This window comes from bacterium (genome assembly GCA_030018315.1).
In the GTDB taxonomy this organism is placed as follows: Bacteria; Hydrothermota; UBA3073; order JACQXS01; family JAGMCI01; genus JASEGA01.
On sequence record JASEGA010000019.1, the window covers coordinates 1 to 23,946 of the forward strand.

Here is a 23,946-nt window from a genome sequence, read left to right on the forward strand (position 1 = left end):
GGAAGAAAAAGCTTGCAAAGGCAAGAGATATAGAGCATAATAGAGAATATGAGGACATTCTACCTTAACAGTAACATTGAGATTTAACAAAGGGCTGATACAATTTTAAACTCTTCACCATCGCACTTTTTATTTATAGTAACACAAAGCACAAAAATTGCAAGAGATTAATTCCTATCTCCTTAATTCCATCAATCATTCCTTTGTTAGTTTTGTTAGTTTATTTCTTTGAGGCATCAAGATTCCTCCTCAAATTAAGAAAGGATTGAATCCTTTTCTTGCTCAATTTTTCAATATCTTTTTTGGAATATTGTCAAGCATTACACTTAAATTATCAAAGATTTCAAATGCCTCCTCAATGCTCAAGTTTCTGAGTCTACGTCTCTTTTCCTCAGTCTCCCAATCTCTAAAAAGATGCCATCTTTTCAAATTTATTCTTTTAGGCATTTTTCTATTGGTAACAAGCTATTATTAGATGAATTATATCCCACATCTTTCATCTTTATAAAAATCAAGGTTTAGTTTCAAACATCCCAAACCCTTGTGAATTCTTGCTGCCAAGTCCAGTATCATAAGCGATTGATATTAGACTGGGTGACCCTTTTAACTTAAATTTACCCATCCATCCTTTTATTATGGTTTCTTTATACTTAAGAATCTTTTCATACACTCCATCTACAGGTTCTATTATAAGACTGCGTTTCCCAGGCTCTTTATGATGTACAAGCTTAAACTTTTTCCTTAGATTATCAGTAACAAGATTAGAGAACTCTTTCTCATAAGGAGAGTAGTAATATGTCTTCTTCCTGTTGTCTCTTGTATTTAGGGTACTATAAACTGTTATAGGAGCAAGTGTGTTAATTAGCACTTCTTTACCAAACTTTCTGTTAGGATGCACTTCAATTGAACTTACAATTATTAACTCTCTTGCAAGCCTCACCTTTCCAGCTTTTATTAAGCTATTAGCAAACTCTTGCAAGAATTGGGTATCAGCCGCTGCTATATGAAGATGGATAGGGGGGCAAAATAAATAGTATTAGTTCCTTTATTTAACCTAAACCTACCATATAGACGCGAGAATGTGAACAGCTTAAATGCCCTTTTCCCATAAATATAGCCTTTTTGGTGTAGGAATTTAGCTAATTTTTTTGATATATTGTCGTATATAAAGCCTTGAATAATATGGTTGTAGTGGATAGGTAGACTCAAAGCTCGGTCTTCAGTCTCAAGTATGATTGTAATCCTCATTTCATCATTGGTATTTTGACTTTCTTTTTCTTAGCAGTCTCAATTGCAATATCATAGCCAGCATCTGCATGGCGTGCTACTCCTATGCCTGGGTCGTTTGTGAGGACACGGTCAAGACGCGCTTCCATTTCATTTGTACCATCAGCTACAATTACAAAGCCAGCATGGATTGAGTTCCCTATCCCTACACCGCCACCATGATGGACTGCTACCCAGCTTGCACCTGATGCAGTGTTGAGTAATGCATTTAGAATAGGCCAGTCAGCTACGGCATCGGAGCCATCTATCATCTTTTCTGTCTCCCGATAAGGTGATGCTACAGAGCCGGAGTCAAGGTGGTCTCTCCCTATTACTATAGGGGCAGAAATCTTACTATCTCTAACCATTTTATTAATTATTTTACCAAAATGCGCCCTCTCCTCATAACCGAGCCAGCATATTCTGGCAGGTAAGCCTTGGAATGGCACTTTTTTGTGTGCAAGTGTAATCCAGCGTCTGAGTATCTCATCTTCTTTAAACTCACGCACAATGACTTCATCAGTTGCATAAATATCTTTTGGGTCACCAGAAAGAGCTACCCACCTAAACGGACCTCTACCTTCACAGAAATACGGTCTTATGTATTCAAGCACAAAGCCGGATATCTTAAATGCATCCTTAACTCCGCCCTTCTCTGCTTGTCCTCTTAAATTATTTCCATACTCAAAGGTAACTGCACCCTGTTTTTGCATATCAAGCATTGCAGAAACTTGGCGTGCCATTGATTCATACGACCGTTTTATATAATCTTCAGGCTTCTTTTTTCTAAGTTCAATAGCTTCATCAAAACTCATCCCCCCTGGCACATAGCCATTTAATTCATCGTGTGCAGAAGTTTGGTCAGTTAATACATCAGGTATAATCCCCATTTTAACAAGCTCCGGATGTGTCTCAGATGCATTGCCAACAAGCCCAATTGAAAGTGGTCTCTTATTTTTCACTGCCTCATTTACAAGCTTTATTGCAGAATCAAGTGACTCCACTATTTTATCACAAAACCCTTGTCTCACCCTACGTTCAATCTTCTTGCGGTCAACTTCTACATCAAGTATTACTCCCTCATTCATAGTGGCTGCAAGTGGCTGAGCGCCACCCATACCACCCATACCAGCAGTGAGTATAAATTTACCTTTAAGTGAGCCACCAAAGTAGCGAGTTGCACAGGAGGCGAGTGTTTCGTAGGTTCCTTGTATAATACCTTGTGCCCCTATGTATATCCACGAGCCGGCAGTCATTTGACCAAACATTATCAACCCCATTGCTTCAAGGTGTCTAAAATAATCCCATGTCGCCCACTTTGGGACAAGTAAAGCATTAGTAATCAATACTCTTGGTGCATATGTAAAAGTTTTGAATACCCCAACAGGCTTACCTGATTGAATAAGTAAAGTTTCGTCATTTTCTAACTCTTTCAGAGTCTCAACAATCTTATCATAGCAGTCCCAGTTCCTTGCTGCCTTCCCTGTTCCACCGTAAACTATGAGCTGTTCTGGAAGTTCAGCGACATCTGTGTCTAAGTTATTCATCAGCATACGCATAGCAGCTTCAGTATGCCACGATTTGCAAGTTATAGTATTACCTATCGGTGCTCTGATAACTCTCATATTGCCTCCTTTTTTTGTGTTAATTATAAATATGGAAATAATATCAGTCAAGCAATAATTATTGCAAGCTAAATTTATTGACATTTAAGCAATTTTATAATAAAATGCTAAAAACGAATGGAGCGAATGAGAGCAAATAAGGCGCTGTCATTAGGGTAATTTTGTTACATTTATATTATGGAAGACAAAGTTTTACAGATTATAGATGCCAACCTAAACCGTGCAAGAGAAGGGCTTCGTGTTGTTGAGGACGTAGCAAGATTTGTGCTACAAGATGAAAAGTTAACTAAAGAGATAAAAGCTGCACGCCATAAATTGAGCAAATTATTAGAGATTCTTCCCCCGCCGAGGCGGGGTCAGAATGACATATGGGGGACAGCGCTTATTAAGGTTAGAGATACGACAAAAGACTTAGGTAAATATAGTGACTTTGATACCTGTTCTTATAAGGATTTGAGAGAAGTAGTTAGAAGTAATCTAATACGAGCACAAGAGGGCTGTAGGGTTATAGAGGAATTTAGTAAGTTGTTTAGCAAGGAGCTTCCACCTAAAGTTAAGGAGATAAGGTTTAAGGTTTACGATATTGAAAAAGTAGTTATTCAAGCACTCAATGCCAGACTTTAGTTTATATGTCATACTTGACGAGAAGTATATCAGGGATAGAAATTTGACCTCTACTATTATTGAGCTTGCTCAAGGTGGTGCTACAATTATTCAGCTACGTGAGAAAAGTAAAAATACAAAAGAGTTCTTACAAGATGCAATAAAAGTGAAAGAGGTGACTCGTAAATTTGGTATCCCATTTATTGTTAACGATAGAATAGATGTAGCAATTGCAGTAGATGCTGATGGAGTCCATCTCGGTGAAGATGATATGCCTATCTCTTACGCAAGAAAGATTCTTGGTAATCGTATAATTGGAAGCTCTATAAGAAGCGTAGCTCAAGCATTAGAGGCAGCCAATTCTGGTGCTACTTATTTAGCTGTAGGCTGTCTGTTTCAATCAAGTACTGCATCTAAGCCAATTGTGCCATTAACACTTATTTCTGAAATTAAGAAAGCTGTTAGAATTCCGGTAGTTGGGATAGGTGGTATAACTATTGACAGGATTGCTGATGTCCTTGCTGCAGGTGCAGATGGTATATGTGTAGCAGGTGATTTGTTTAACTATCCCAATTTGAGAGACAGAACATATGAATTTAAGCTCAAAATCCAAAAGAAGATCAAAAAGTGCTGATGCTTTTGGAGTGCAACAACTCAGTTGTTGCAGCATTCGGAGTGTTACAATGTCAGGAGACATTACACTCCAGAATAAGGGGGTGTAAAATGAGGCTTGGTGTAAATATAGACCATATTGCAACTATAAGGGAGGCAAGGAAGGCAGATTTTCCAGACCCTGTCCAAGCAGCTGTCCTTGTTGAGCTTGCCGGTGCCTATGGAATAACAATACACTTACGCCAAGACAGGCGCCATATAAAAGAGAGGGATGTTGAACTTTTGAAGCGGACGATAAAATCGCATCTTAATGTGGAGCTCTCATTGAATAAGGAAATACTCGACTTCATTCTTAAAGTTAAGCCGGATGCTTGCTGTCTTGTGCCTGAAAGAGTTGAAGAAGTCACTACAGAAGGTGGGCTTAATATCATAAAATTTATGGAGTCAACTAAAGATGCAATTAAGGAACTAAAAAATGCAGGAATATTAGCTACTGTTTTTATAGAGCCTGAAGAAGAGTTAATAAAAACTGCACCAGCCTGTTATGCCGATGCTATAGAGATAAATACAGGTAAGTATTCAGATGCTAAAACTACCAAAGAGAGAGAATGTGAGCTTAATCGGATTAAATCTGCTGCTAAACTTGCGCACTCATTGGGACTTGAAGTGCATGCAGGTCATGGTCTCAATTACCATAATGTCCAGCCTATTGTGAAGATATCAGAAATTGTAGAACTAAACATAGGACACTCAATTATCTCAAGGGCTGTATTTGTGGGGCTTGAGAGAGCAGTGAGAGAAATGATGACACTTATTTAATTACTTTTAACGGTAATTTAACGGCAACATTGCCGTTAAATTACCTCGCAGTGGGACTACGAATTATAATACAAATTGTTACAGAATTACCAGTGTTAATCAGTGTCTATATCTGTGTTCATCTGTGCTAAACTTAAGTGTCACAAGATTTGCTATTTAAATAAAGTGAAAGGAGGTGAAATAAAATGAACAGGAAAGGCTTTACCCTAATTGAGCTTATAGTGGTTATCGTGATTATCGGTATTCTAGCTGCCATCGCTATTCCAAGGTTTATGGGCGCTCAGGATAGGGCAAGGATTGGGGCTGCAGAGGCTGATGTTACATTGATGAGACAAGCTTTGGGGCTTTATGAGATAGACTACTCTACTTATAACGCTACCGGTGGACCGACCACCGATTATGCTAACTTTGTAGCTGCGATAAAAGGACCCGATGGCAAGCCATATATGTCTCTACCTGATACAACTAACTTTACTGACTTTAGCTTTACACCTCTGGGCGATAGTTCCTTCACAATAACTGTTAAAGCAAAGGATGTTGCTAAGACTACAGTTACCGGTACTCCTACTAAGACATACCACTAAGAGGTTAGACCTCTCAATTAGTAGGGGTTTGATTAATCAAACCCCTACTAATCCCGATAAATTAGAGCCCTACGGTTCATGGTTTATCGGGATTCTATTTTTACAGAATGTCAGAAGCAATCTCAAGATTGCTTCGGCTGCGCCTCGCAATGACAGTATATTCCTTAATTTACACAAAATCCCTGACATAGCCTTATTTTTATGATAAAGAGACAGACATATAGGAGTGGTTTTACACTTGTTGAACTCATAGTTGTTATTGTGATTATGGGTATCCTTTCGGCTATGATGGTGAGAGTTAGGACAGCACAAGATAGGGCAAGGATTGGGGCTGCAGAGGCTGATGTTACATTGATGAGGCAAGCTTTGGGGCTTTACGAGACAGACTATTCTACTTATAACATTAAAACCATCTCATCGTATGCTGATTTTGTGGGTAAGTTGAAGAGACCCGATGGTACAGCATATATGACTTTACCTGATACGACTAACTTTACTGATTTCACCTATTCTGGGAACGATTCTACCTATACTATAACAGTGAAAGCCAAAGATAATAGGAAGACCATAGTAATTGGAACCCCCAAGAAGACTTATCACTAAAAATGACGAAATCCGAATGACTAATGACGAATTTCGTCATTCAGATTTAGGGTTTCGGAATTATTTTTATGTATATTTTATTCTTCATCTTAGGTGCCTGTTTTGGTAGCTTCTTCAGTGTATGCATACATAGAATACCAAAAGGATTATCTATTATTTCGCCTCGTTCTTATTGTCCGATGTGTAAGCATGTAATTAAATGGTATGATAATATACCTATCATTTCATATTGCATACTTAAAGGGAAATGCCGCTATTGTGGTAAAAAGATATCTATGCTGTACATCGGGGTTGAACTTATAACTGCAGGTGTATTTCTTATAGCTTTAATAAAATTTGGAATCTCAATTAAATTTTTAATCTATCTTATATTATTCTCGTTACTTATCATTATTTCATTTATTGATATGAGAACAGAAATAGTGCCAGATATTATTACCATGCCAGCTATCATTATTGGAATAATGGCAAGTATTTTTACAGTCTCTGTTATTAGTTCATTAAAGCCACTTGGTAACATCGGTAAGATATACAGTTCTATCATAGGTGGGACAGTAGGTGCATCAGTCATTGCTATATTTGCTATAATTGGTAGATTAATTTTTAAACAAGAGGCAATGGGGGGTGGTGACATAAAATTACTTGCTATGATAGGCACCTTTATCGGTTGGCTAAATGTGTTATGGACTATTTTTATAGGCTCTTTTATAGGCTTAATATTTGGAATTATTATGAGGCGCCGTAAGATACCGTTTGCACCCGCTTTATCTATAGCTACATTTATAATTGTTGTAATTGGAACCCCTATAATTGCTTGACAAAATAAAATTTTAGGTTATATATAAAGAGTATGAGACAGAAGGGATTTACAGTTATTGAGACTACACTTGTATTAATCATTCTTGGTATTATATTAGGCATAAGTATGGCTTCTTACAGGAACTATATTCCGAGAATGAGACTAAATGCAGCAAAAGATGAGGTGTTAGCAACATTACGACTTGCCCAAACTAAGGCAATAGCTGAGAGGAAGATTTATCAAGTCATATTTGAGAAAGCTACTAATAGTTATAGGATTAATCCGGATGGTGAGTCTAAGCCTTTGCCACAGGGTATTTCAATCGCTAACTCTTTTGATATTACATATCAATTTAATCCTGACCATACTGCAAAAATGATACCATGTGATGTCACCCTTGTCAATCCTCGTAATAAATCTGTTATATTTTATGTCATCCCAGCTACAGGTTATATAAGGGTAAAAGAATGAATAAAGGTTTTAGTATCATTGAAGCAATAGTGACCTGTGTTATACTTGGAGTTATAGTACTTGCAGTTATTAGACTATTCCCTACATCAGCTGTTGTTAATGCAAGGGCTGATAGGATGAGTGAAGCTACAGTAGTTGCTGAAGATAAGATTGAACAGTTTAGGTCTATGGGATTTGATGAACTTAAGAATCTTATAATAACTGGGTACAATACTGGAACTGACACAATTGGCTATATAACAAGGAGTTGGGCACTCACAGACTCAATTGAAAATGTAGTTCGTGTTGATGTTACTTGCTCATGGCGAGTCCCGGGTAGCACGGGGTATTCAAGTACTCGTGTCATAACACAAATCTCAAAACATGACTAATACCTGTCTGCCAACAGGCAAGAAAGGACTAACACTTGTTGAATTACTTATCACACTTGTAATCTCAAGTATAATAATAGGAGCTGCTGTTGCGTTACACATACATAATCAAAGGACTTTTGCTAAAGAAGAAGCATTAACTGATGCCCGAAGCAATACAAGGGGAGGACTTGGGATTTTAATTGATGATTTGAGAATGGCTGGCTGTAATCCGAGGGAGGCAGCTGATTTTACACCCGGAATTAAGAGTGCATACTCTGATTCTATAAGGATAGCAATTGATATAGATACTAATGGCACAGTGAGCAGGGATGACGAGCGGCGTGGCTATTATCTATCTGGAGATAACCTTTACAGGTACATATTACCACTGGCAGGTGGGATAGATACTATAGTTGTTGCAGAAAATATAGATTACCTTGAGTTTAGGTATTTTGATTCTAACGGAACTGAATTATTAAGACCAGTTGATGTGTCACAGTTAGAAAATATCAAGTCAGTAAAAATTGTAATTGTGGGTAGGACAGCTAAAGAGTTTTCTGACCACAAAGACTCAGGTATGTACCCAAATGGACAAATATACGATGATAGATACTATAGGTGTTGGGACTCTACATATGTGAGACTCAGAAATTTATAGATGAAAGCAAAATGATTGTATTCCTTTTTATTTTGTCTGCTTTCTGGTCACAAACTGACTGGTCAGGTGGGAGTGGCCAAGGGACTTGGGCTAATACTACAAAATATTTTAGTGGCTCAAATATTGATTGTACAAGGCTTCCTGGCAATATTTTGCTTAATGCACCAAACGGCTGGAATGGGACTGGACAACTTAATGCGACCGGCATTTGGGCATTTGTTGGGGGCAGCAATTCTAAATTTTGGAGTGCAATGTCTCCTGACATTGCAACACTAATTTATGCGGCCGGCGATAGCGCTGCCCTTAAAGGGTTTGTATTTAAATCAGCGGATGGTGGAAACAGCTGGATAAATGCTGGAATACCCGCATGTAATTGGGTGCATGACATTATAGAAATAGGACAGGATACAATTTTAGCAGCTACAAGTGCAGGTGTGTTTAGGTCAACAAATGGAGGTGTAAGTTGGAGCCCTACTTCGCTTACTATTGCTACACATTGTCTGCTGCGTTCAAGATTAGGTGTCCTATATGCAGGAACAGAAGGAGGTGCCGTTTATAAGTCACTTGATGATGGAATAAATTGGTCAAATACAGGAACCTTGACTAATGCTACTTCTATATGGACACTGATTGAGGCAAGTGGTGATACCTTATATGCTGGAGGAACAAAGAACCCAACAGGACCAGTAGATGAGCTTGTATGTGTATTTAAGTCAGCTAACGGGGGGATAAGCTGGGGTGATGTTAGCTTTAACACCAAAGATAAGCGTGTGTATTCAATGATACAAGCACAAAATTTAACAATTTATGCAGGAACAGGACCGGACTCAGGTGAAGTATGGAAAACACAAAATGGTGGTGCGACCTGGACACGTACACAACACTTACCTTATGCGGAAGCTGTCTACTCTTTATTACAGAGCGACAAGGGAACAATCTATGCAGGAACAGGAACGTTAGCAGGTTATCTGTATAAATCAACAGATGGGCAAAACTGGACGTACGAAACGATAAACACAACTGTTAGTTGCATATACTCTTTGTTACAAACAAATAATGGATTCTTATATGCTGGCACAATCAAGGGGGTAGGCAGTACCACAGCTGTCTGGAAGGCTGGCTATTTCTCTACAGGACAGCTTAAGTCGTCAAGCTACTTAGCGAGTACTACAAATCAGGTTGATTATGATACAGTAACTTGGGATGCAGATTTACACGGTGGAAGTATTCAAGTATGGATTAGGACTAATACCGGCCCTGATATGTATGGAGTAGACTCTTTTCGTGTAATGACAAGTGGTGATACGATACCGACTCAATTCAACAATAAGGGATATATACAGTACCAGGTCAAATTAGCTACACCAAACAATGACTCTACACCTGTATTTAAGTATATAAAGATAAGTTATACCTGTCCTAGCAGGATAGAACTGACCTGTGAGTCACAAAATGACTATGTGTTATTTGATGGTTTACCTAATCCGTTTAATCCAGACAGAGTTGGGACACGAATCAGTTACAAACTACCTGCTAAAAGTAGTGTATCACTTAAAATATACGATTTCACAGGTAGACTTATAAGAACACTCGTAAATCAAAGTCAACCACCCGGTTATTATACAGTTGAATGGGATGGGAGGCAAGACAACAGAATGAGAGTAGCGTCTGGAGTATATTTCTATAGACTTGCTACCCCATCCTTCTCGGAGGCTAAAAAAATAATCCTTATCCGGTAAGGAATGTAAGCCCCGTCGTTAAACACACAGCCAGTCAAACTTAACAAAAATTAACAGAAGGTTATGAAAAACTATCACAAAAAACTTTTTTGCGTTGACAAAATGAAATTAAAAAGTATAAATAAGATTAGGGAGTGAAATTATGAATAAACGAGTTATTTTAATCATCACTTTTTCAGCTTTATTATTTAATTTGGGTGTAGCTAACTCTTTTGAGAGAAAGCCAAAAAGATATCGGTAGCTACCTAACAAAGGTGGAGATTGAAAAGCGTAAAGATATTCACAAGCTTTATAATTTAGGGCTTCCAATCTATGAGGATATGCATAGCTACATTATTGCAGATGCTACTCCTAATTTTATTAGATTGCTTATAAAGGAGAAGTTTAAATTCCAGGTCTTAGATACAAATCCATAAGATAAAGATTATTACCTCGTCTTTCTTGTAGCCGAAAAGAATCTTGTCCCGACTCTGTCTGGATTTGGTAAAATTATATTCTTTTATGAGTAACTATAATTTTAGCTCATATGATAGGCTACAATGCAGGTAGTAATACTGTTGAAGTACACACTAACAGCGCTTCTGAATGGCTTGCCGATTTCCTTATAGCATGTGTAGATAGCTATGTTACAGATTTAGAAACCTACAAAGTGCTACCCGGGCCTCCGTATAGTGACCATGCTTCTTTCTGGGATGAAGGCTACAATGCTCTATGTTCACATGAGTATGATTTCAATCCTGAGTATCACACTACTGGTGATTTAATAATTACTTTGAAGAATACCGGGACAGCAAAAGCAAAAGGAGTAAGTGCAACTCTAATCACAGCTGACCCATATGTTACTGTGAATGTAGGGGCTGGAAACTGTGTAGATATAGAACCTGATTCAACAGCTAATCTCTCCCCTCTAAATGTATGGCGGTTTGGTAGTGATGGCTCTGTAACTGAAGAGGGTTGGTACATTGATGATATTTATGTTGGACCTCATACTGGAGTAGAACTAAGCGAATATACTCCTTCAAGTTTTGCTATCTTACAGAATAGACCAAACCCATTTACAAAGTCATCAGTTATTAGTTACCAGTTGCCAGTTAAATGTCATGTAAGCTTAAAGATTTACGACTGTGCAGATAGATTTATTAGAACTCTTGTTGATGATAATAAGAAACCTGGCTATTATTCAGTTAAGTGGGATTGCTATGACTCTTCTGGGAGGAGAGTCCCTTCCGGAGTGTACTTCTACAGATTTGAAAGCAATAGATTTAATAAAACTATGAAGCTATTACTTTGTAGGAGGAACCTTTAAGGATGTCATTCTGAACGAAGTGAAGAATCTCATTTTCTTTTGCAAGGCTACCCATTCCGACATGGAACGGGTCGGGAAAGCCTTGCCCTATACGTCTTTATAGTTTATATCCAATATCTCTAAGGAATTTCTTTCTCTCTTTTATTTCTTTTTCACTTTCTATTCCAGTAGTAGATAAGCCATCAACAATACCAAGTATAGCCCTACCTTTTTCTGTCTCTCCTATAATGACTTGAGTTGTATTTGCAGTAGCACAAAATATACTACAAACTTCCGGTACTGCCTTTATTCTTGGCAATAAATTCATTGGGAAAGCATTACGGATAAAAATAATAAATGAATGCCCAGCCCCAATATTTAGGGCGTTATTTTTTGCAAGTGTGATGAGTTCATCATCATTACCAGACCATCTTACAAGTCTAGGACCCGAGGATTCACAAAATCCTATCCCAAACTTGATACCAGGAACGCTTGATATTAGGGCTTCATGTAAGTCTTCGACAGTCTTTATAAAATGAGACTGCCCAAGTATGAAGTTTACATCGCTTGGCTTGTCAATTTCGACAATTTTAATTTCCATATTCCCTCCTACATGTTTAAATAAAGTGGTTTAATTTTATACTGTTTCACTGAAGAAGTCAACTCAAAATTGAGAAACAAATACATTTTAGGCATTTGATTTTCTATATAAAACTTGACTTCTTATAATCATTTTGTATAATTTTTAATCTATGATTAAAGTAATTAGACATCCAGTTGCTGAGTTAGAGCTCTCAATAATAAGGGAGAGAAGTATACCATCAGCTACATTTAGGGCAGGTATTGATAAGATAACAGAAATCCTAATGCTTGAGCTTATAAAAGGAGCCCGCATATATAATTATGTGCTGGATACTGTCCTTGTCCCTATTTTACGGGCAGGAATTTTCATGCTTCCGGGTGCTATCAAATTTTTACCAGCATCAAAAATAGGGCTTATAGGATTAAAAAGGGAGGTATCACCTCAAGATGATAAGACACTTGTGCCTCATACTTATTATGTAAATTTACCCCAAAAATTAAGCACCGTCGTAATCCTTGACCCAATGCTTGCTACAGGTGGGACAATGGTAAAGGCGTGCGAAATATTAAAGGGCTATGGTGCAAATTCTATTTACGCGCTTACTATCGTTTGTGCGCCTCAAGGGGTAAAGCTTGTTGAGAAAATGGTGCCAGAACTTGAGCTTCTGACTGTATCAGTAGATAAAGGGCTTGATAAGAACGGTTATATTGTTCCCGGTATAGGAGATGTAGGGGATAGGCTGTTTGGGCGGTAAGAAATGACGAAATCCGAATGACGAATGACGAAAAACATGGGGTATAAAGATACTGTTCATTTACCACGTACTGATTTTTCTATGCGTGCCAATTTGCCTAAAAAAGAAATAGATATCTTGGGCTTTTGGGATGAGCTTGATATCTACAAAGAGGTACGTAAATCACGTTCCGGTAAAGAGAAGTTCGTCTTACATGATGGCCCACCTTACACGAATGGTCATATCCACCTCGGGCAGGCATTGAACAAGATTTTGAAAGATACTATTGTGAAATATAAAGCAATGATGGGTTTTGATACCCCTTGTATACTTGGTTGGGATTGTCATGGTATGCCTATTGAGCATGAAGTTATAAAGACAGAAGCGAGAAGTGAGAATCGAGAAGCGAAAGACCAGAAGACAGAAGATATAAGGCGTATAGAAATAATCAAAAAATGTCGCCTCTATGCAGAAAAGTTTGTACATATCCAGATGGCCGAATTCAAGCGGCTTGGTGTTTTTGGTGATTGGGCTAACCCATACTTAACAATGGATAAGAGCTACGAGGCAAAGATTATTGAAAACTTTGGTGCTATGTTAGATAAAGGTTATGTTTATAGGGGACTACGTCCAATTTACTGGTGTTTTCACTGTAAGACAGCTCTGTCAGAACATGAGGTTGAATATGCGGAGTGTAAATCGCCATCAGTATATGTTAAATTTACTGTCAAAGATACTATTGCCGATATCCCATATCAAACAAATTTTATCATCTGGACAACAACACCATGGACTATACCTGCAAATGTAGGTATAGCAGTAAATCCAAATTATGAGTATAGCTTTGTCCTTATGAATAATGAAGTATATGTGGTTGCTAAAGAGTTAGTTGAAAGTATAATGTCAGTAATTGGATTCTTCGAAGGATCCCGTGGAAAAGGTTATAAAATAATAAAAACTGTAAAAGGCGTAGAGCTTGAAAACTTACATTGTCAACACCCATTAGGAGGTAGGGGTTTGATTAATCAAACCTCTACAGTAGTATTAGCTGATTGGGTAGGTCTTGAACAAGGGACTGGTTGTGTCCACATAGCACCGGGACATGGGTATGAAGATTATCAAGTTGGTCTTAAATACAAATTACCTATAATTTCACCTGTTGACGAGTCAGGTAAGTTCACTGAAGAGGCAGGCGAATTTGCGGGTAAGCAAGTTTTTGATGCTGACCCATATATTTGCAATGTTTTAAGGGATAATGGATTTCTACTTTACGAGGGTAAAATTTTACACTCCTACCCCCATTGTTGGAGGTGTCGTAAGCCGTTGATATTTAGGGCTGCATACCAGTGGTTTTTGGCCATTGACCACAACAATTTAAGAAATGAATGCCTTGCAGAAATAGAAAATATAAACTGGATTCCTTATTGGAGTAAAGATAGGATTAAAAATATGGTTGAGGAGCGTCCCGATTGGTGCCTTTCAAGGCAAAGATATTGGGGTGTTCCTATTCCTGCAATTTACTGTAAGAATTGCGACTCCCCTATTTTAGAAAAGGGTATTATTAAGAGGGCACAAACAATTATCAAAAATGGTGGTGGAGAAGCATGGTTTACTTGTGATATTTCCGACTTAGTCGGCTCCGCTTCTGGCGGAAAAGAATTGACCTGCCAGCAATGTGGTAAAAAAGAGTTTAGAAAGGGAACAGATATTTTAGATGTATGGTTTGATTCTTCTTGTTCTTACAGTGCTGTTTTGAAGAAGAGCGATGACTTAAAGTATCCAGCAGACTTGTATCTTGAGGGTGCAGAACAAGCGAGGGGCTGGTTCCAATTATCTCTTATTGAGAGCCTGATTACTGATAAGAAGGCGCCTTATAAATCAGTAGTTTCGCATGGTCTTATACTTGATAGTTCGATGAGGAAGATGTCAAAATCGCTCGGTAATGTAATTTCGACAGATAAAATATTGAAAAAGTATGGTGCTGATATATTAAGATTACAGTTTTTGTCAGTTGATTACACTCAAGATTTCCCATTTAGTGAGGAGTTGTTTCTACCAGTGATAGATTCGTATCGTAAAATAAGGAACACTTTTAGATTCTTGCTTGGTAATCTTTATGATTTTAATCCAGAAAATAAAGTATCATATAATAAACTTTTAGAAATTGACCAGCTAATTTTACATAGACTCCAAAAACTCATAGAGAGAGTGACTGCTGCTTATGAAGAGTTTACATTTTATAAAGTGTGCTCTCTATTTCATAACTTCTGTGTAGTTGACCTATCCAAATTTTATCTTGACATCTTAAAAGATAGACTTTATACTTATGGGCTATCATCTATAGAAAGGAGGGCGGCGCAGACAGTTCTGTATGAAATATTGGATACATTGGTCAGACTTATAGCTCCTATCTTACCATTTACTGCAGAAGAGGTATGGCAATCAAAAATCAAAAATAGAAAGGAATGTGAGAAGTCAGTTCATCTATCACTTATGCCTAAGCCAAATGAAGCTTTGCTTAATAATGAGTTATCACTTAAATGGGATGAGCTTAACTCAGTAAGAGATGAAGTTTTACTTGCACTTGAACTTGCACGAAAAGACAAATTTATCGGGAATTCGCTTGAAGCAAGTGTAGTTATATGGACACAGGATAAAAGGCTTAGAGAGCTACTTAAGAAGGAACTACACCAACTACCTAGTATATTTATTGTATCACAGGTGAGTATTTCACAGGTGAAAGGTATGCTTAAAGGCAAGAAAGTAGATGTAAAGATACAAAGGGCGGCTGGTAAGAAGTGTGAGCGGTGTTGGATTTTTTCTCAAGAAATAGGTAAAAACATGGATTACCCAACCCTCTGTCCTAAGTGTATAGGAGTAATAAAAAGGGGTGACTATGGAGGCTAAAAGACTTGTATACTTTAAGAGACTACTTTTAAAAAAGAAAGAAGAGCTTGAAGACCAGTTAGCTGAAATTGAGGCCAAATTTGTAAGTTCACAGCAAGAAGCTTCAAACGACCTATCTGCATATCCGCTACATACAGCTGACCTTGCCACAGATGCAGAGACAAGAGAGGAGGAATCGCTCGTTATTAGTTCAATTGTAAACGAACTTGATAAGGTTAACAAGGCTATTGAGAAGATAGATTCTAATACTTATGGCCTGTGTGAGAAGTGTGGCAGTGAAATATCTGAGAGGCGGCTTAAGCTCATCCCTTATGCAGAATTTTGCACTAAATGTGGTTCACCGTGGAGTGGGGAAGAAAAGCGATAATTGTAAGCTTAAGTGTGTTAGGAGCTGACCAATTGAGCAAATTATGGGTATCAAGTCAATTTAGTCAATCACAATCAGTTAAGGTTATAGGTGATTTTATGAGAATTACACTTATACAAAATCCACACGCCATCTTTGGGCTACAAGTTAAGCTCCCGTTCATACCACTTGTAATCCTTGCAGTTTGTGCAGTATGTCTTTTCTTATGGAGGTCGAGAGCTACTGCACTCTCATTTATATTAGGGGGTGCTGTTGGAAACCTAATAGATAGAATAAGAATTAAAGCAGTTATAGATTTTATTGATTTGGGGGTAAGTAAATTAAGGTGGCCTGTCTTTAATATTGCAGATTCCTGTATAACTATTGGAATACTGTGGCTAATTATTAAAGGGTTAAAAGCAAAGTAATCTAGAGGTTACAATGGTAATGCGTAAATTAAGAAAAAAGATGACGGTATTTCTATGGTTTGCTGCGACTGCATTCATATTATTTTTATTCCTTGAGTGGGGAATGCGATTTAGCTCGTCAAAGAGATTGAGCCCGAGAGAGAGGGGTATAATTGGTGTAGTTAACGGTAAGCTACTATCTTACAGTGCTTATTCAAGCCTCATTGGAGTACATAGGGAACGTGGGATTGCACCGTATGAGGCAGAAAAGATTGCATTTAATGTGCTTGTTGAAGAGGCACTACTTGACGAGGTATTTGAACGTATGAAACTTAAACTTACAGATGAAGAGGTGGTCGAAATTATAAGAAATAATCCACCACCTGAATTATTAAAAGATACTTCACTACAAACAGATGGCAGATTTGATTATGCCAAATATCATTCCATTATAGCCAGTCCAGCTAATCTTGGATGGGTTAAGTCATACCAGGCATTGATAAAGACACAGCTACCAAGACAGCTAGTGTATCAGAATATAGTGGCTACTGTTAGACCTACTACAATTGACTTATCTGAGGCATACTTACATGAAAATGTGAGCCTTAAGCTTGAATATGTGGTCATTGAGCCAAGAGGTGCGACCTCAAGTAAATTAGAAGTTAAGCCAGATGAGGTAAGAGAATATTACGAAAAACATAAAGAGGAGTTCAGAGTTCCGGAAAAGCCTTTGATACATTATGTATATTTTCAAGTCTTACCTACTATTGATGACGAATCTTATATAAAAGAGGAGGCTGACGAAATATTTGACCGCGCCAAGCAAGGGGTTCCTCTTGATACCCTTGCAATAGAATACAATTGTAAAATAACAGTTGCTGAAAATACAGGTAGGGGTTTGATTAATCAAACCCCTACTGGTGCTCCAGTGAAGAGAGCCGATGGATATCACATTATTCAAGGGGATAAAGAGTTAGTCCTCCCAATACGACCGTCTGACGAAACTATTGCAAAAGTAGAAGAGATGGCAACTAATTTTGTAGAGGCAGCTCGAGGTCGTACCTCTAAGGCTGGATTTGATGATGCAGTTGTAGATTATGGATTAAAAGTTGAAAAGAGTTACGGTGAAATAGGGGAACTCGACCTTTCTTACATAGACTTTAAGAAACCGAATAAAATTATAGGTCCAATTGAGGGCAATAATTGCTTCTATGTATTAAAGACTATGGGAACCGAGCCTTCCCGGGTACCAGATTTATCTGAAGTAGAACCTATTGTACATGAGAAATACTTAATGGAGCGAGCCATTACTTTTGCTAAAGAGTTGCTCCATGTCATTCTGAGCGAATCGAAGAATCTATCCAAAGAAGATGAGTTCAAAAAAGCTATGTCTCAAAATGGACTGCAAGTCAAAACTACAGGCTTAATAAAACTCGAAAATTCACCCGAAGGCACCGATTTCTTCATTCAAGCTTTAAATATTCAGAAGGACAAAGTTGGTATTGTGGTGACTGACAAAGATGTGTACCTCGTCCATTGTTTGGATAGGGTTGAGCCATCGCAGGAGCAAATCAATAAGGAGTTACCAGAATTTGCTGGTAAATGGATGAATGAGGAAGGTAAAAAAGTCTACACTGATTGGCTTAATAACTTAAAGACGACCGCAAACATCAAAGACTATAGATACGAAATACATTAGATAACCAGAGTACAAGAAATTCTAAATCCGAAATTCTAAACAATACCTAAATTCCAATTCACCAAATCCCAAACAGTGTTTGGAACATTGGAATTTGGATTTTGGGATTTGTTTAGAATTTAGTGCTTCGGATTTAGGATTTATTTCTTATCATATATTGGTGGGCTTGATGCATGAAGGCTTCAAGTCTTGTATATGCTGTTGATTGCTCAAGCCCATCGTATGCCATATTTAAATATGGGATACCATATTGTTCTTTTACAGTTGCCATAACAGCAGCTGTATTTGTGCCGGGCATACATGTAAATGGCATCACAGTTATTATACCGGATGCGCCTTTAAGGATGAACTCTATACACTTACCTACTGATAGGACTGCCTCACCTTCAACTGTTTGGTGTAAATAAGGGTTACTGTAGCGGAATAATGTCTCAATGTTAGGTTCTTCAAAATTTAAATTGTATTTCTTATCCCGATAAGGTTGGGACAGGAATCTTTTTTGTAGCCTGTGTTCAGCCCAGTGTAGATATTTACCTGTAACCCAATATGTAATTAGCTCCTTATAATTTTTATTTACAACACTATCTTCTTTTCTTCTAAAGTTGACATAGAAAAACCATTCAGCAGTTGATGCCTGCCACACTTCACCGCCCAATTCTTCTATAGTTCTAACCAGATTATCATTTGAAAAATGATGCGACCTCACATATATCTCACCTGTAACCCCTATCACAGGTTTAGTCCCGATAGAATCGGAATTAATAGGTACAGATTCAAATTCTCTCCTTATAGCTGGCATTACTTTGTTTACATCTCTACCGGCTTCAATTTGTTTACATATGAGGTCAAGGCATTTAAAATAAACTCTATCTGTCTCCCCCTTATTAATCTCATACGGTCTTGTCTTTCTTACAAGTTTATCAATTACGTCAACTGCACATACACCTGCCCATGCTATTTTGTCAAAATTTAGTCCATACTCTTTTAAAGTTTCATAAAATTTAGACGCCTGATTTGGTGATACTATAGGGACATTATCGTAACCCATTTCAGAAAGTATAATTCTTTGTAGTTTATTATATTGGCCAAATCTACAAGGACCGCAAGATTCGGGCATAAAGAATGCTATACTTTTAGGGTTAAAGTTTAAGTCAGCTAAAACCTTTACCATATCTCCTGTTGTTAATATACATGGAAAACATTCCTTACCTGTAGTGTATTTTCTTCCAAGTTCAAGTGACCGCTCATCTGCGATTGGTATAACTTCTGCATTTATTTTACAATGTCTAAATGCGGCAGCAACAGCATATGAGTGATAGCCCATAAATGGGATAAGTAAAGTCCTACCATTGTAGTCAGTTCGGTGAGTTTTAAATATTTGCACAGCTGGCTCAGTCCTGACACTTGTTGGTACATTCTCTATTGAATCTAAAAAGGCTTCGCACCTCGTTATAACACCAGCAGGTGCAGAGTGTTCGTCTACCTCTATAACTAAGTAAGGCTTTTTGCCCATCTCTTTACTGAAGTATTTTAAGATAAATGAATCTGGACCGCAGCCAAAATTTGTTATATATAAAGGATAGAGGTTTGGCTTTTGCTTTATTATCCGGAGTGCAGATAAAATTTGTTGCCCATATCTCCAATACATATTTGGCCAATCATTTCCTATATCTATTGCCTCTATGGATAAAAAGTCCATAGGAATAGCAAGCACGCCTAGGTCGCCTAATATTTTGGGTATATTAAGGTTTAAGCCTGTATCACAGGTATTGTATGGCCTACCAACTATCACAATAGCAAGTTCTTCAAGTGAGTCAATTATATCTTTTCCCATTAATTTTATAGCCTTGTAAAACTCACTTTGTGCCTCATCTGCCTTATTAAGTGCGTGAATAACAGCAGACTTACCTTTACCTAATTTATTACCAACTTTAGTCATAACTTCTTCAATATGCTTCTTCCCTCTCTTCAGGTATAAGATAGGTTTAATTAGCTTTATTTCTTTAGCCTCTGGATTAAGTGCTGCATCTATCACATAAGGGATAGCCTGCTCAAATGGGCAAGTATAACTTTCCTGTATTTTATGGTCTTCTTTTTGCATGGATATTATAGATGGTATAAATATATAATCTACTTTTTTCTCAATTAAATTCAATATATGACCGTGACATGCCTTAACTGGAAAACAATGCTCAGATGTCACAACTTCAACTCCATCATGTACAATCTTTCTATTTGTTGCATTAGATAAAATAACCTTACACCCGAGTTCCTGAAAAAATGTTACCCAAAATGGCAAATATTCATGAAATATGAGCGACATCGGAATACCAATTACTGGTTGTGAATCGTGAGCCGTGTGTTGTGGGTTATAAGATTTAAGAAGGAGTTCATTCCGAATATCAAATAAATCAACTTTTAACTTTTTACTTTTAACTTTTAACTTCTTTTCGTACCTCTCACACCTCGACCCATAGTATAATGGCTCCTCGCCTTCAAGCATAACCTTTTTTATCTCACATGAATTCGGACATTTGTCGCATTCAAAACTCTCAACATTATATCTCTTTTTGCACAAATCAAATCCTTTGAACTTACTTATTATTCTGTCTCCTGACTCCTGTATTCTGTCTTTCATACGCTCCATAGCAATTATAGCAACCCCTATTGCACCAGTCACATCATTATGAGGCGGCACTGTTACAGGCTTATTCAAGACAGACTCAAAAGCAGCCACTACCCCTTTATTATGGGCAACTGCACCCTGGAAGAATATATTATCGCCAATTGGTTTATTGCCTACAACTTTATTTAAGTAGTTATATACAATAGAATACGAAAGCCCGGCTGCCAAGTCTTCACGGTTTGCCCCTTTTTGTTGCCATGCAGTCAAATCAGATTGCATAAATACAGTGCAGCGCTCACCAAGTCTAATTGGCGATTTACTATCAAGTGCACACTTACCAAATTCATCCTTTATATTCAAGTTAAGTCGCTCTGCCTGCTCTTCAAGGAAAGAGCCAGTCCCTGCAGCACACACTTTGTTCATCTCAAAATCCAAAATAGTCCCATTCTGCAGTGATATATATTTTGAATCTTGTCCCCCTATCTCAAATATTGTATCAACTGTAGGGTCTACTTCAATTGAAGCCCTTGCCTGAGCTGTTATCTCATTCTTGACAACATCTGCACCTACAAGGTCGCCTATCATATATCTACCAGACCCAGTAGTCCCAACTCCCTTAACTTCTACTCTGTTACCAACTTCTTCTCCTATTTCCTTAAGTCCACGTAGGACAGCATCTATTGGCCTGCCAGCAGTCCACAAGTAGCGACGAGCAATAATATTCTTGTTCTCATCTACAAGCACTACATTTGTTGAAATTGAGCCCACATCTATACCAAGCCATACAGGGAGGGGTGTATTGCTATCCCGACCCGTCACGGTTCGGGACGGGTACGCCCCTACATCTGATAGTACTGTAGACTGTAGCCAGTGATGGGCTATAACCTTTGGACGTACTTCCTTAAGAGGAGGCAATCCTTTATGCTCTTCTTTACGGTTGGCTAAAAATTCAGGTATTTTTTCAATTTCTAATTTCCAATTTCTAATTTCCAATTTTGCATTTTTGATTTGATTTAATGCGCACCCTATAGCACCCATAGATGCAAAATAAGTTGGTATAATAAGGTCACCATCTTTTCCATAGGATACTTCAGATAGTTCAAATGTCTCTTTAAATGCTCTCACCATCCCTTTATTTGCAGCTACACCCCCTTGAAATGAGACGGGCTTTGTAACTTTTTTCCCTTTTGCAATAACACTCTTAAAGTTCCTTGCCAGTGCAAAACATAGACCTGCAACTATATCATTAACTGGGGTAGCTTCTTGCTGTAAGTGTATCATATCCGTATTTGCAAACACACTACACCTGCCAGCTATTCTTGGTGGATGTATAGATGTGAGTGCAAGTTTACTAAATTCATCAATCCCAATCCCAATCCTTGCTGCCTGCTGGTCTAAAAATGAGCCAGTCCCAGCAGCACAGATTGTGTTCATAGCAAAGTCCTTTATTACATGCATACCAAGATTCTTATCATATTCTATAAGTATAAGTTTTGAATCCTCGCCCCCTATTTCAATGATTGATTTTACTTGTGGATAGAGTGTGCCAGTTGAGATTGTATGGGCAAGTATTTCGTTAACAAATGGAATATTTAGTATCTTAGACAGAAGTTTACCACCCCTTCCTGTAGCAGACATACCAGCAAATTCTGACTCATGGTAGCTATTGAATACAAGCTTAAGAGTGTCATAAGTCCTTTTTAGTGGCTCACCCTCTATCCTTACATACCAGTCTTTTAGTACAGTAGGGGTTTGATTAATCAAACCCCTACTGTCCAGAACTGCCACATTTATTGAAACTGACCCTATGTCTATACCTATGTATAAATCTCTCATCTTGAGATTGCTTCGTCCCGACAGGGTCGGTCCCTGCAATGACAGTTTGAGGTGCCACCTCTTTTCTTCTCAGCTATCTCGTAATAAAACTGCTCTATTTTTCTTGTCACCTTATCCCACGAATATCTAAGTGCTGCCTCCCTCCCCTCTTTTGCTAATCGTGTCCTGAGTTCATTGTTCTTGAATATTCCTATTATAGCATCTGCAATAGACTTAGGATTTTTAGGTTCAACTAATATTCCATTTAAGCCATTAGTTATGACTTCCCTATATCCTGGTATATTAGTAGCAACTACTGGCTTTCCTGAAGCCATTGCCTCAAGTAGGACTATACCAAAACTTTCCATCCCTATTGCAGGTGAACAAAAAACATCACACGACGTATAATATCGGGGTAAAATCTCTGGTGATATAAACCCTTCAAAATAAATATTTTTGATTTTTGCATTTTGATTTTTGATTTTACTTAACCATCCTTTGCCTACGACAATGAGCTTGGAATCGTGAAACTCTTGGCGTACTATCTGGAACGCCTGAATCAGATATTTTAATCCTTTTCTTGGCTCAAATCTGCCAATAAATAGAATATTATGCCCGGCTTCAGATGATACCTGTCTGAATTTTTCAAGTCCATCAACCTCAGGAGAAAACCTTTTGGTATCTACCCCATTAGGAATGATTGTGTACGGTATTTGTATGCCTGCCTGGCGGTAAGACAGGTATCTTTGCATAGTAGTGAGAGCTACACGAGATACTGCAATTGCAGCATCTATTTTCCTTATATAGGGCTGTATTATATATGTAAAATATTTATACAATTTTAGGTCAGGTGCATGAGCATGAAATGTCAGAATATTTATTGCACTTGAACACCTGAGTGCTATAAGTGGTAAAGAAGGGCTAGGCCCATGCATATGAATTATGTCAAAGCTACCCGATGAGTTTAGCACTTTTTTAACCTTTTCATTTAGTCTAAACCCAATAGGGATAACACCGACTGACCTATTTGTCGGATATGGGATTGCTATGCCAAGTCTAATTACATCTTCAGGTGATACCTGTTTATCTCTACTATCTATCTCATAGGTTTCGTAGTCCCGCCATAGGTATGTCTTGTAAGATGTTGTCAATATCTTAACTTCATGCCCCATCTTCATAAGCTCGTGAGAAGTATGGTATACATGCTCTGAGACCCCACCCGGGTATGGATAATATAAGTCAGACACAATACAAATTTTCATTGACACTAAACTACTATACTTTTAGTTAAAAGTCAACAATAAAAACTTGATTTTAAAGCTTTAAAGCTGTATCTTTTTAAAATTGTAGGGGTTTGATTTATCAAACCCAAATTAGAGATGCTCATCCTACTATTATTAAGTTTAGAAACTC

The 23,946-nt window shown here is 37.8% G+C and carries 23 protein-coding genes; 17 read left to right on the forward strand and 6 right to left on the reverse strand.

The window, feature by feature from the left end; genetic code table 11:
* Positions 1-511: 511 nt before the first annotated feature.
* Genes cas6 through hutU form a run of 3 tightly spaced genes read right to left on the reverse strand, consistent with a single transcriptional unit; the run spans position 512 to position 2,891 of the window.
* Positions 512-979 carry a CRISPR-associated endoribonuclease Cas6 gene (gene cas6, locus QMD71_06920; protein MDI6840560.1) on the reverse strand — a complete coding sequence of 156 codons (468 nt, stop codon included), beginning with the start codon at positions 977-979 and terminating at the stop codon, positions 512-514.
* 20 nt (positions 980-999) lie between these two features.
* On the reverse strand, positions 1,000-1,248 hold the full coding sequence (locus tag QMD71_06925) for a hypothetical protein (protein MDI6840561.1): 249 nt from the start codon (positions 1,246-1,248) through the stop codon (positions 1,000-1,002).
* Positions 1,245-2,891 carry a urocanate hydratase gene (gene hutU / locus QMD71_06930; protein ID MDI6840562.1) on the reverse strand — a complete coding sequence of 549 codons (1,647 nt, stop codon included), beginning with the start codon at positions 2,889-2,891 and terminating at the stop codon, positions 1,245-1,247. Before hutU ends, QMD71_06925 begins: the two co-directional genes overlap by 4 nt.
* A gap of 177 nt (positions 2,892-3,068) precedes the next feature.
* Between hutU and QMD71_06935 the strand changes: the two genes are divergently transcribed.
* From QMD71_06935 to QMD71_06990, 12 genes are all read left to right on the forward strand, one after another.
* The gene (locus QMD71_06935) at positions 3,069-3,515 is read left to right on the forward strand and encodes a hypothetical protein (protein ID MDI6840563.1); all 447 of its coding nucleotides are present in this window, start codon (positions 3,069-3,071) and stop codon (positions 3,513-3,515) included.
* Positions 3,502-4,128, forward strand: coding sequence for a thiamine phosphate synthase (gene thiE, locus QMD71_06940; GenBank protein MDI6840564.1), 627 nt, complete (start codon positions 3,502-3,504; stop codon positions 4,126-4,128). Before QMD71_06935 ends, thiE begins: the two co-directional genes overlap by 14 nt.
* 89 nt (positions 4,129-4,217) lie before the next feature.
* Positions 4,218-4,925 carry a pyridoxine 5'-phosphate synthase gene (locus tag QMD71_06945; GenBank protein MDI6840565.1) on the forward strand — a complete coding sequence of 236 codons (708 nt, stop codon included), beginning with the start codon at positions 4,218-4,220 and terminating at the stop codon, positions 4,923-4,925.
* A 185-nt stretch (positions 4,926-5,110) separates the two neighbouring features.
* Positions 5,111-5,509, forward strand: a complete 399-nt coding sequence (locus tag QMD71_06950) for a prepilin-type N-terminal cleavage/methylation domain-containing protein (protein MDI6840566.1) — start codon at positions 5,111-5,113, stop codon at positions 5,507-5,509.
* 201 nt (positions 5,510-5,710) lie between these two features.
* Positions 5,711-6,112 (forward strand): prepilin-type N-terminal cleavage/methylation domain-containing protein, encoded by a 402-nt coding sequence (locus tag QMD71_06955; protein ID MDI6840567.1) that lies wholly within the window; start codon positions 5,711-5,713, stop codon positions 6,110-6,112.
* A 68-nt stretch (positions 6,113-6,180) separates the two neighbouring features.
* A complete protein-coding gene (locus QMD71_06960; GenBank protein ID MDI6840568.1) occupies positions 6,181-6,930 on the forward strand; it encodes a prepilin peptidase in 750 nt (249 codons plus the stop codon).
* A 32-nt stretch (positions 6,931-6,962) separates the two neighbouring features.
* Positions 6,963-7,382 (forward strand): prepilin-type N-terminal cleavage/methylation domain-containing protein, encoded by a 420-nt coding sequence (locus QMD71_06965; protein MDI6840569.1) that lies wholly within the window; start codon positions 6,963-6,965, stop codon positions 7,380-7,382.
* Positions 7,379-7,753, forward strand: a complete 375-nt coding sequence (locus QMD71_06970; GenBank protein MDI6840570.1) for a type II secretion system protein — start codon at positions 7,379-7,381, stop codon at positions 7,751-7,753. Before QMD71_06965 ends, QMD71_06970 begins: the two co-directional genes overlap by 4 nt.
* A complete protein-coding gene (locus tag QMD71_06975) occupies positions 7,746-8,393 on the forward strand; it encodes a prepilin-type N-terminal cleavage/methylation domain-containing protein (GenBank protein MDI6840571.1) in 648 nt (215 codons plus the stop codon). Before QMD71_06970 ends, QMD71_06975 begins: the two co-directional genes overlap by 8 nt.
* Positions 8,357-10,132 carry a FlgD immunoglobulin-like domain containing protein gene (locus tag QMD71_06980; protein ID MDI6840572.1) on the forward strand — a complete coding sequence of 592 codons (1,776 nt, stop codon included), beginning with the start codon at positions 8,357-8,359 and terminating at the stop codon, positions 10,130-10,132. Before QMD71_06975 ends, QMD71_06980 begins: the two co-directional genes overlap by 37 nt.
* 212 nt (positions 10,133-10,344) lie before the next feature.
* Entirely contained in the window at positions 10,345-10,548 is a 204-nt protein-coding gene (locus QMD71_06985; protein ID MDI6840573.1) for a hypothetical protein, read from the forward strand.
* A gap of 110 nt (positions 10,549-10,658) precedes the next feature.
* Entirely contained in the window at positions 10,659-11,438 is a 780-nt protein-coding gene (locus tag QMD71_06990) for a FlgD immunoglobulin-like domain containing protein (GenBank protein ID MDI6840574.1), read from the forward strand.
* Between the two features lie 97 nt (positions 11,439-11,535).
* Here QMD71_06990 and QMD71_06995 read toward each other — a convergent pair whose 3' ends face one another.
* Complete coding sequence (locus QMD71_06995; GenBank protein ID MDI6840575.1) at positions 11,536-12,018, reverse strand: adenosine-specific kinase; 483 nt, start codon at positions 12,016-12,018, stop codon at positions 11,536-11,538.
* Between the two features lie 151 nt (positions 12,019-12,169).
* On the opposite strand from QMD71_06995, the gene upp reads away from it, so the two are divergent.
* The 5 genes from upp to QMD71_07020 are packed head-to-tail and all read left to right on the forward strand — an operon-like array spanning position 12,170 to position 18,092.
* Positions 12,170-12,754 carry a uracil phosphoribosyltransferase gene (upp, locus tag QMD71_07000; GenBank protein MDI6840576.1) on the forward strand — a complete coding sequence of 195 codons (585 nt, stop codon included), beginning with the start codon at positions 12,170-12,172 and terminating at the stop codon, positions 12,752-12,754.
* Between the two features lie 24 nt (positions 12,755-12,778).
* Complete coding sequence (gene ileS / locus QMD71_07005) at positions 12,779-15,640, forward strand: isoleucine--tRNA ligase (GenBank protein ID MDI6840577.1); 2,862 nt, start codon at positions 12,779-12,781, stop codon at positions 15,638-15,640.
* Positions 15,630-16,007 (forward strand): TraR/DksA family transcriptional regulator, encoded by a 378-nt coding sequence (locus QMD71_07010; protein ID MDI6840578.1) that lies wholly within the window; start codon positions 15,630-15,632, stop codon positions 16,005-16,007. The genes ileS and QMD71_07010 overlap by 11 nt, the downstream gene beginning before the upstream one ends.
* Positions 15,971-16,414, forward strand: coding sequence for a signal peptidase II (lspA, locus tag QMD71_07015; GenBank protein ID MDI6840579.1), 444 nt, complete (start codon positions 15,971-15,973; stop codon positions 16,412-16,414). The genes QMD71_07010 and lspA overlap by 37 nt, the downstream gene beginning before the upstream one ends.
* Before the next feature lie 19 nt (positions 16,415-16,433).
* Positions 16,434-18,092: a SurA N-terminal domain-containing protein gene (locus QMD71_07020; protein MDI6840580.1), complete on the forward strand. Its 1,659-nt coding sequence runs from the start codon at positions 16,434-16,436 to the stop codon at positions 18,090-18,092.
* Between the two features lie 133 nt (positions 18,093-18,225).
* Here the strand turns inward: QMD71_07020 and QMD71_07025 are convergent, their stop codons facing one another.
* Positions 18,226-22,554, reverse strand: a complete 4,329-nt coding sequence (locus QMD71_07025) for an acyl-CoA dehydratase activase (protein MDI6840581.1) — start codon at positions 22,552-22,554, stop codon at positions 18,226-18,228.
* Positions 22,551-23,795 carry a glycosyltransferase family 4 protein gene (locus QMD71_07030; GenBank protein MDI6840582.1) on the reverse strand — a complete coding sequence of 415 codons (1,245 nt, stop codon included), beginning with the start codon at positions 23,793-23,795 and terminating at the stop codon, positions 22,551-22,553. The genes QMD71_07025 and QMD71_07030 overlap by 4 nt, the downstream gene beginning before the upstream one ends.
* Positions 23,796-23,946 lie beyond the last annotated feature (151 nt).

What these genes read in the sequence shown, in the direction of transcription:
- QMD71_06925 (MDI6840561.1), bottom strand. Translation starts at nt 1,248, where the DNA reads ATGAGGATTACAATCATACTTGAGACTGAAGACCGAGCTTTGAGTCTA.
- hutU (MDI6840562.1), bottom strand. Translation starts at nt 2,891, where the DNA reads ATGAGAGTTATCAGAGCACCGATAGGTAATACTATAACTTGCAAATCG.
- QMD71_06935 (MDI6840563.1), top strand. Translation starts at nt 3,069, where the DNA reads ATGGAAGACAAAGTTTTACAGATTATAGATGCCAACCTAAACCGTGCA.
- thiE (MDI6840564.1), top strand. Translation starts at nt 3,502, where the DNA reads ATGCCAGACTTTAGTTTATATGTCATACTTGACGAGAAGTATATCAGG.
- QMD71_06945 (MDI6840565.1), top strand. Translation starts at nt 4,218, where the DNA reads ATGAGGCTTGGTGTAAATATAGACCATATTGCAACTATAAGGGAGGCA.
- QMD71_06950 (MDI6840566.1), top strand. Translation starts at nt 5,111, where the DNA reads ATGAACAGGAAAGGCTTTACCCTAATTGAGCTTATAGTGGTTATCGTG.
- QMD71_06955 (MDI6840567.1), top strand. Translation starts at nt 5,711, where the DNA reads ATGATAAAGAGACAGACATATAGGAGTGGTTTTACACTTGTTGAACTC.
- QMD71_06960 (MDI6840568.1), top strand. Translation starts at nt 6,181, where the DNA reads ATGTATATTTTATTCTTCATCTTAGGTGCCTGTTTTGGTAGCTTCTTC.
- QMD71_06965 (MDI6840569.1), top strand. Translation starts at nt 6,963, where the DNA reads ATGAGACAGAAGGGATTTACAGTTATTGAGACTACACTTGTATTAATC.
- QMD71_06970 (MDI6840570.1), top strand. Translation starts at nt 7,379, where the DNA reads ATGAATAAAGGTTTTAGTATCATTGAAGCAATAGTGACCTGTGTTATA.
- QMD71_06975 (MDI6840571.1), top strand. Translation starts at nt 7,746, where the DNA reads ATGACTAATACCTGTCTGCCAACAGGCAAGAAAGGACTAACACTTGTT.
- QMD71_06990 (MDI6840574.1), top strand. Translation starts at nt 10,659, where the DNA reads ATGATAGGCTACAATGCAGGTAGTAATACTGTTGAAGTACACACTAAC.
- QMD71_06995 (MDI6840575.1), bottom strand. Translation starts at nt 12,018, where the DNA reads ATGGAAATTAAAATTGTCGAAATTGACAAGCCAAGCGATGTAAACTTC.
- upp (MDI6840576.1), top strand. Translation starts at nt 12,170, where the DNA reads ATGATTAAAGTAATTAGACATCCAGTTGCTGAGTTAGAGCTCTCAATA.
- ileS (MDI6840577.1), top strand. Translation starts at nt 12,779, where the DNA reads ATGACGAAAAACATGGGGTATAAAGATACTGTTCATTTACCACGTACT.
- QMD71_07010 (MDI6840578.1), top strand. Translation starts at nt 15,630, where the DNA reads ATGGAGGCTAAAAGACTTGTATACTTTAAGAGACTACTTTTAAAAAAG.
- lspA (MDI6840579.1), top strand. Translation starts at nt 15,971, where the DNA reads ATGTGGTTCACCGTGGAGTGGGGAAGAAAAGCGATAATTGTAAGCTTA.
- QMD71_07020 (MDI6840580.1), top strand. Translation starts at nt 16,434, where the DNA reads ATGCGTAAATTAAGAAAAAAGATGACGGTATTTCTATGGTTTGCTGCG.
- QMD71_07025 (MDI6840581.1), bottom strand. Translation starts at nt 22,554, where the DNA reads ATGAGAGATTTATACATAGGTATAGACATAGGGTCAGTTTCAATAAAT.
- QMD71_07030 (MDI6840582.1), bottom strand. Translation starts at nt 23,795, where the DNA reads ATGAAAATTTGTATTGTGTCTGACTTATATTATCCATACCCGGGTGGG.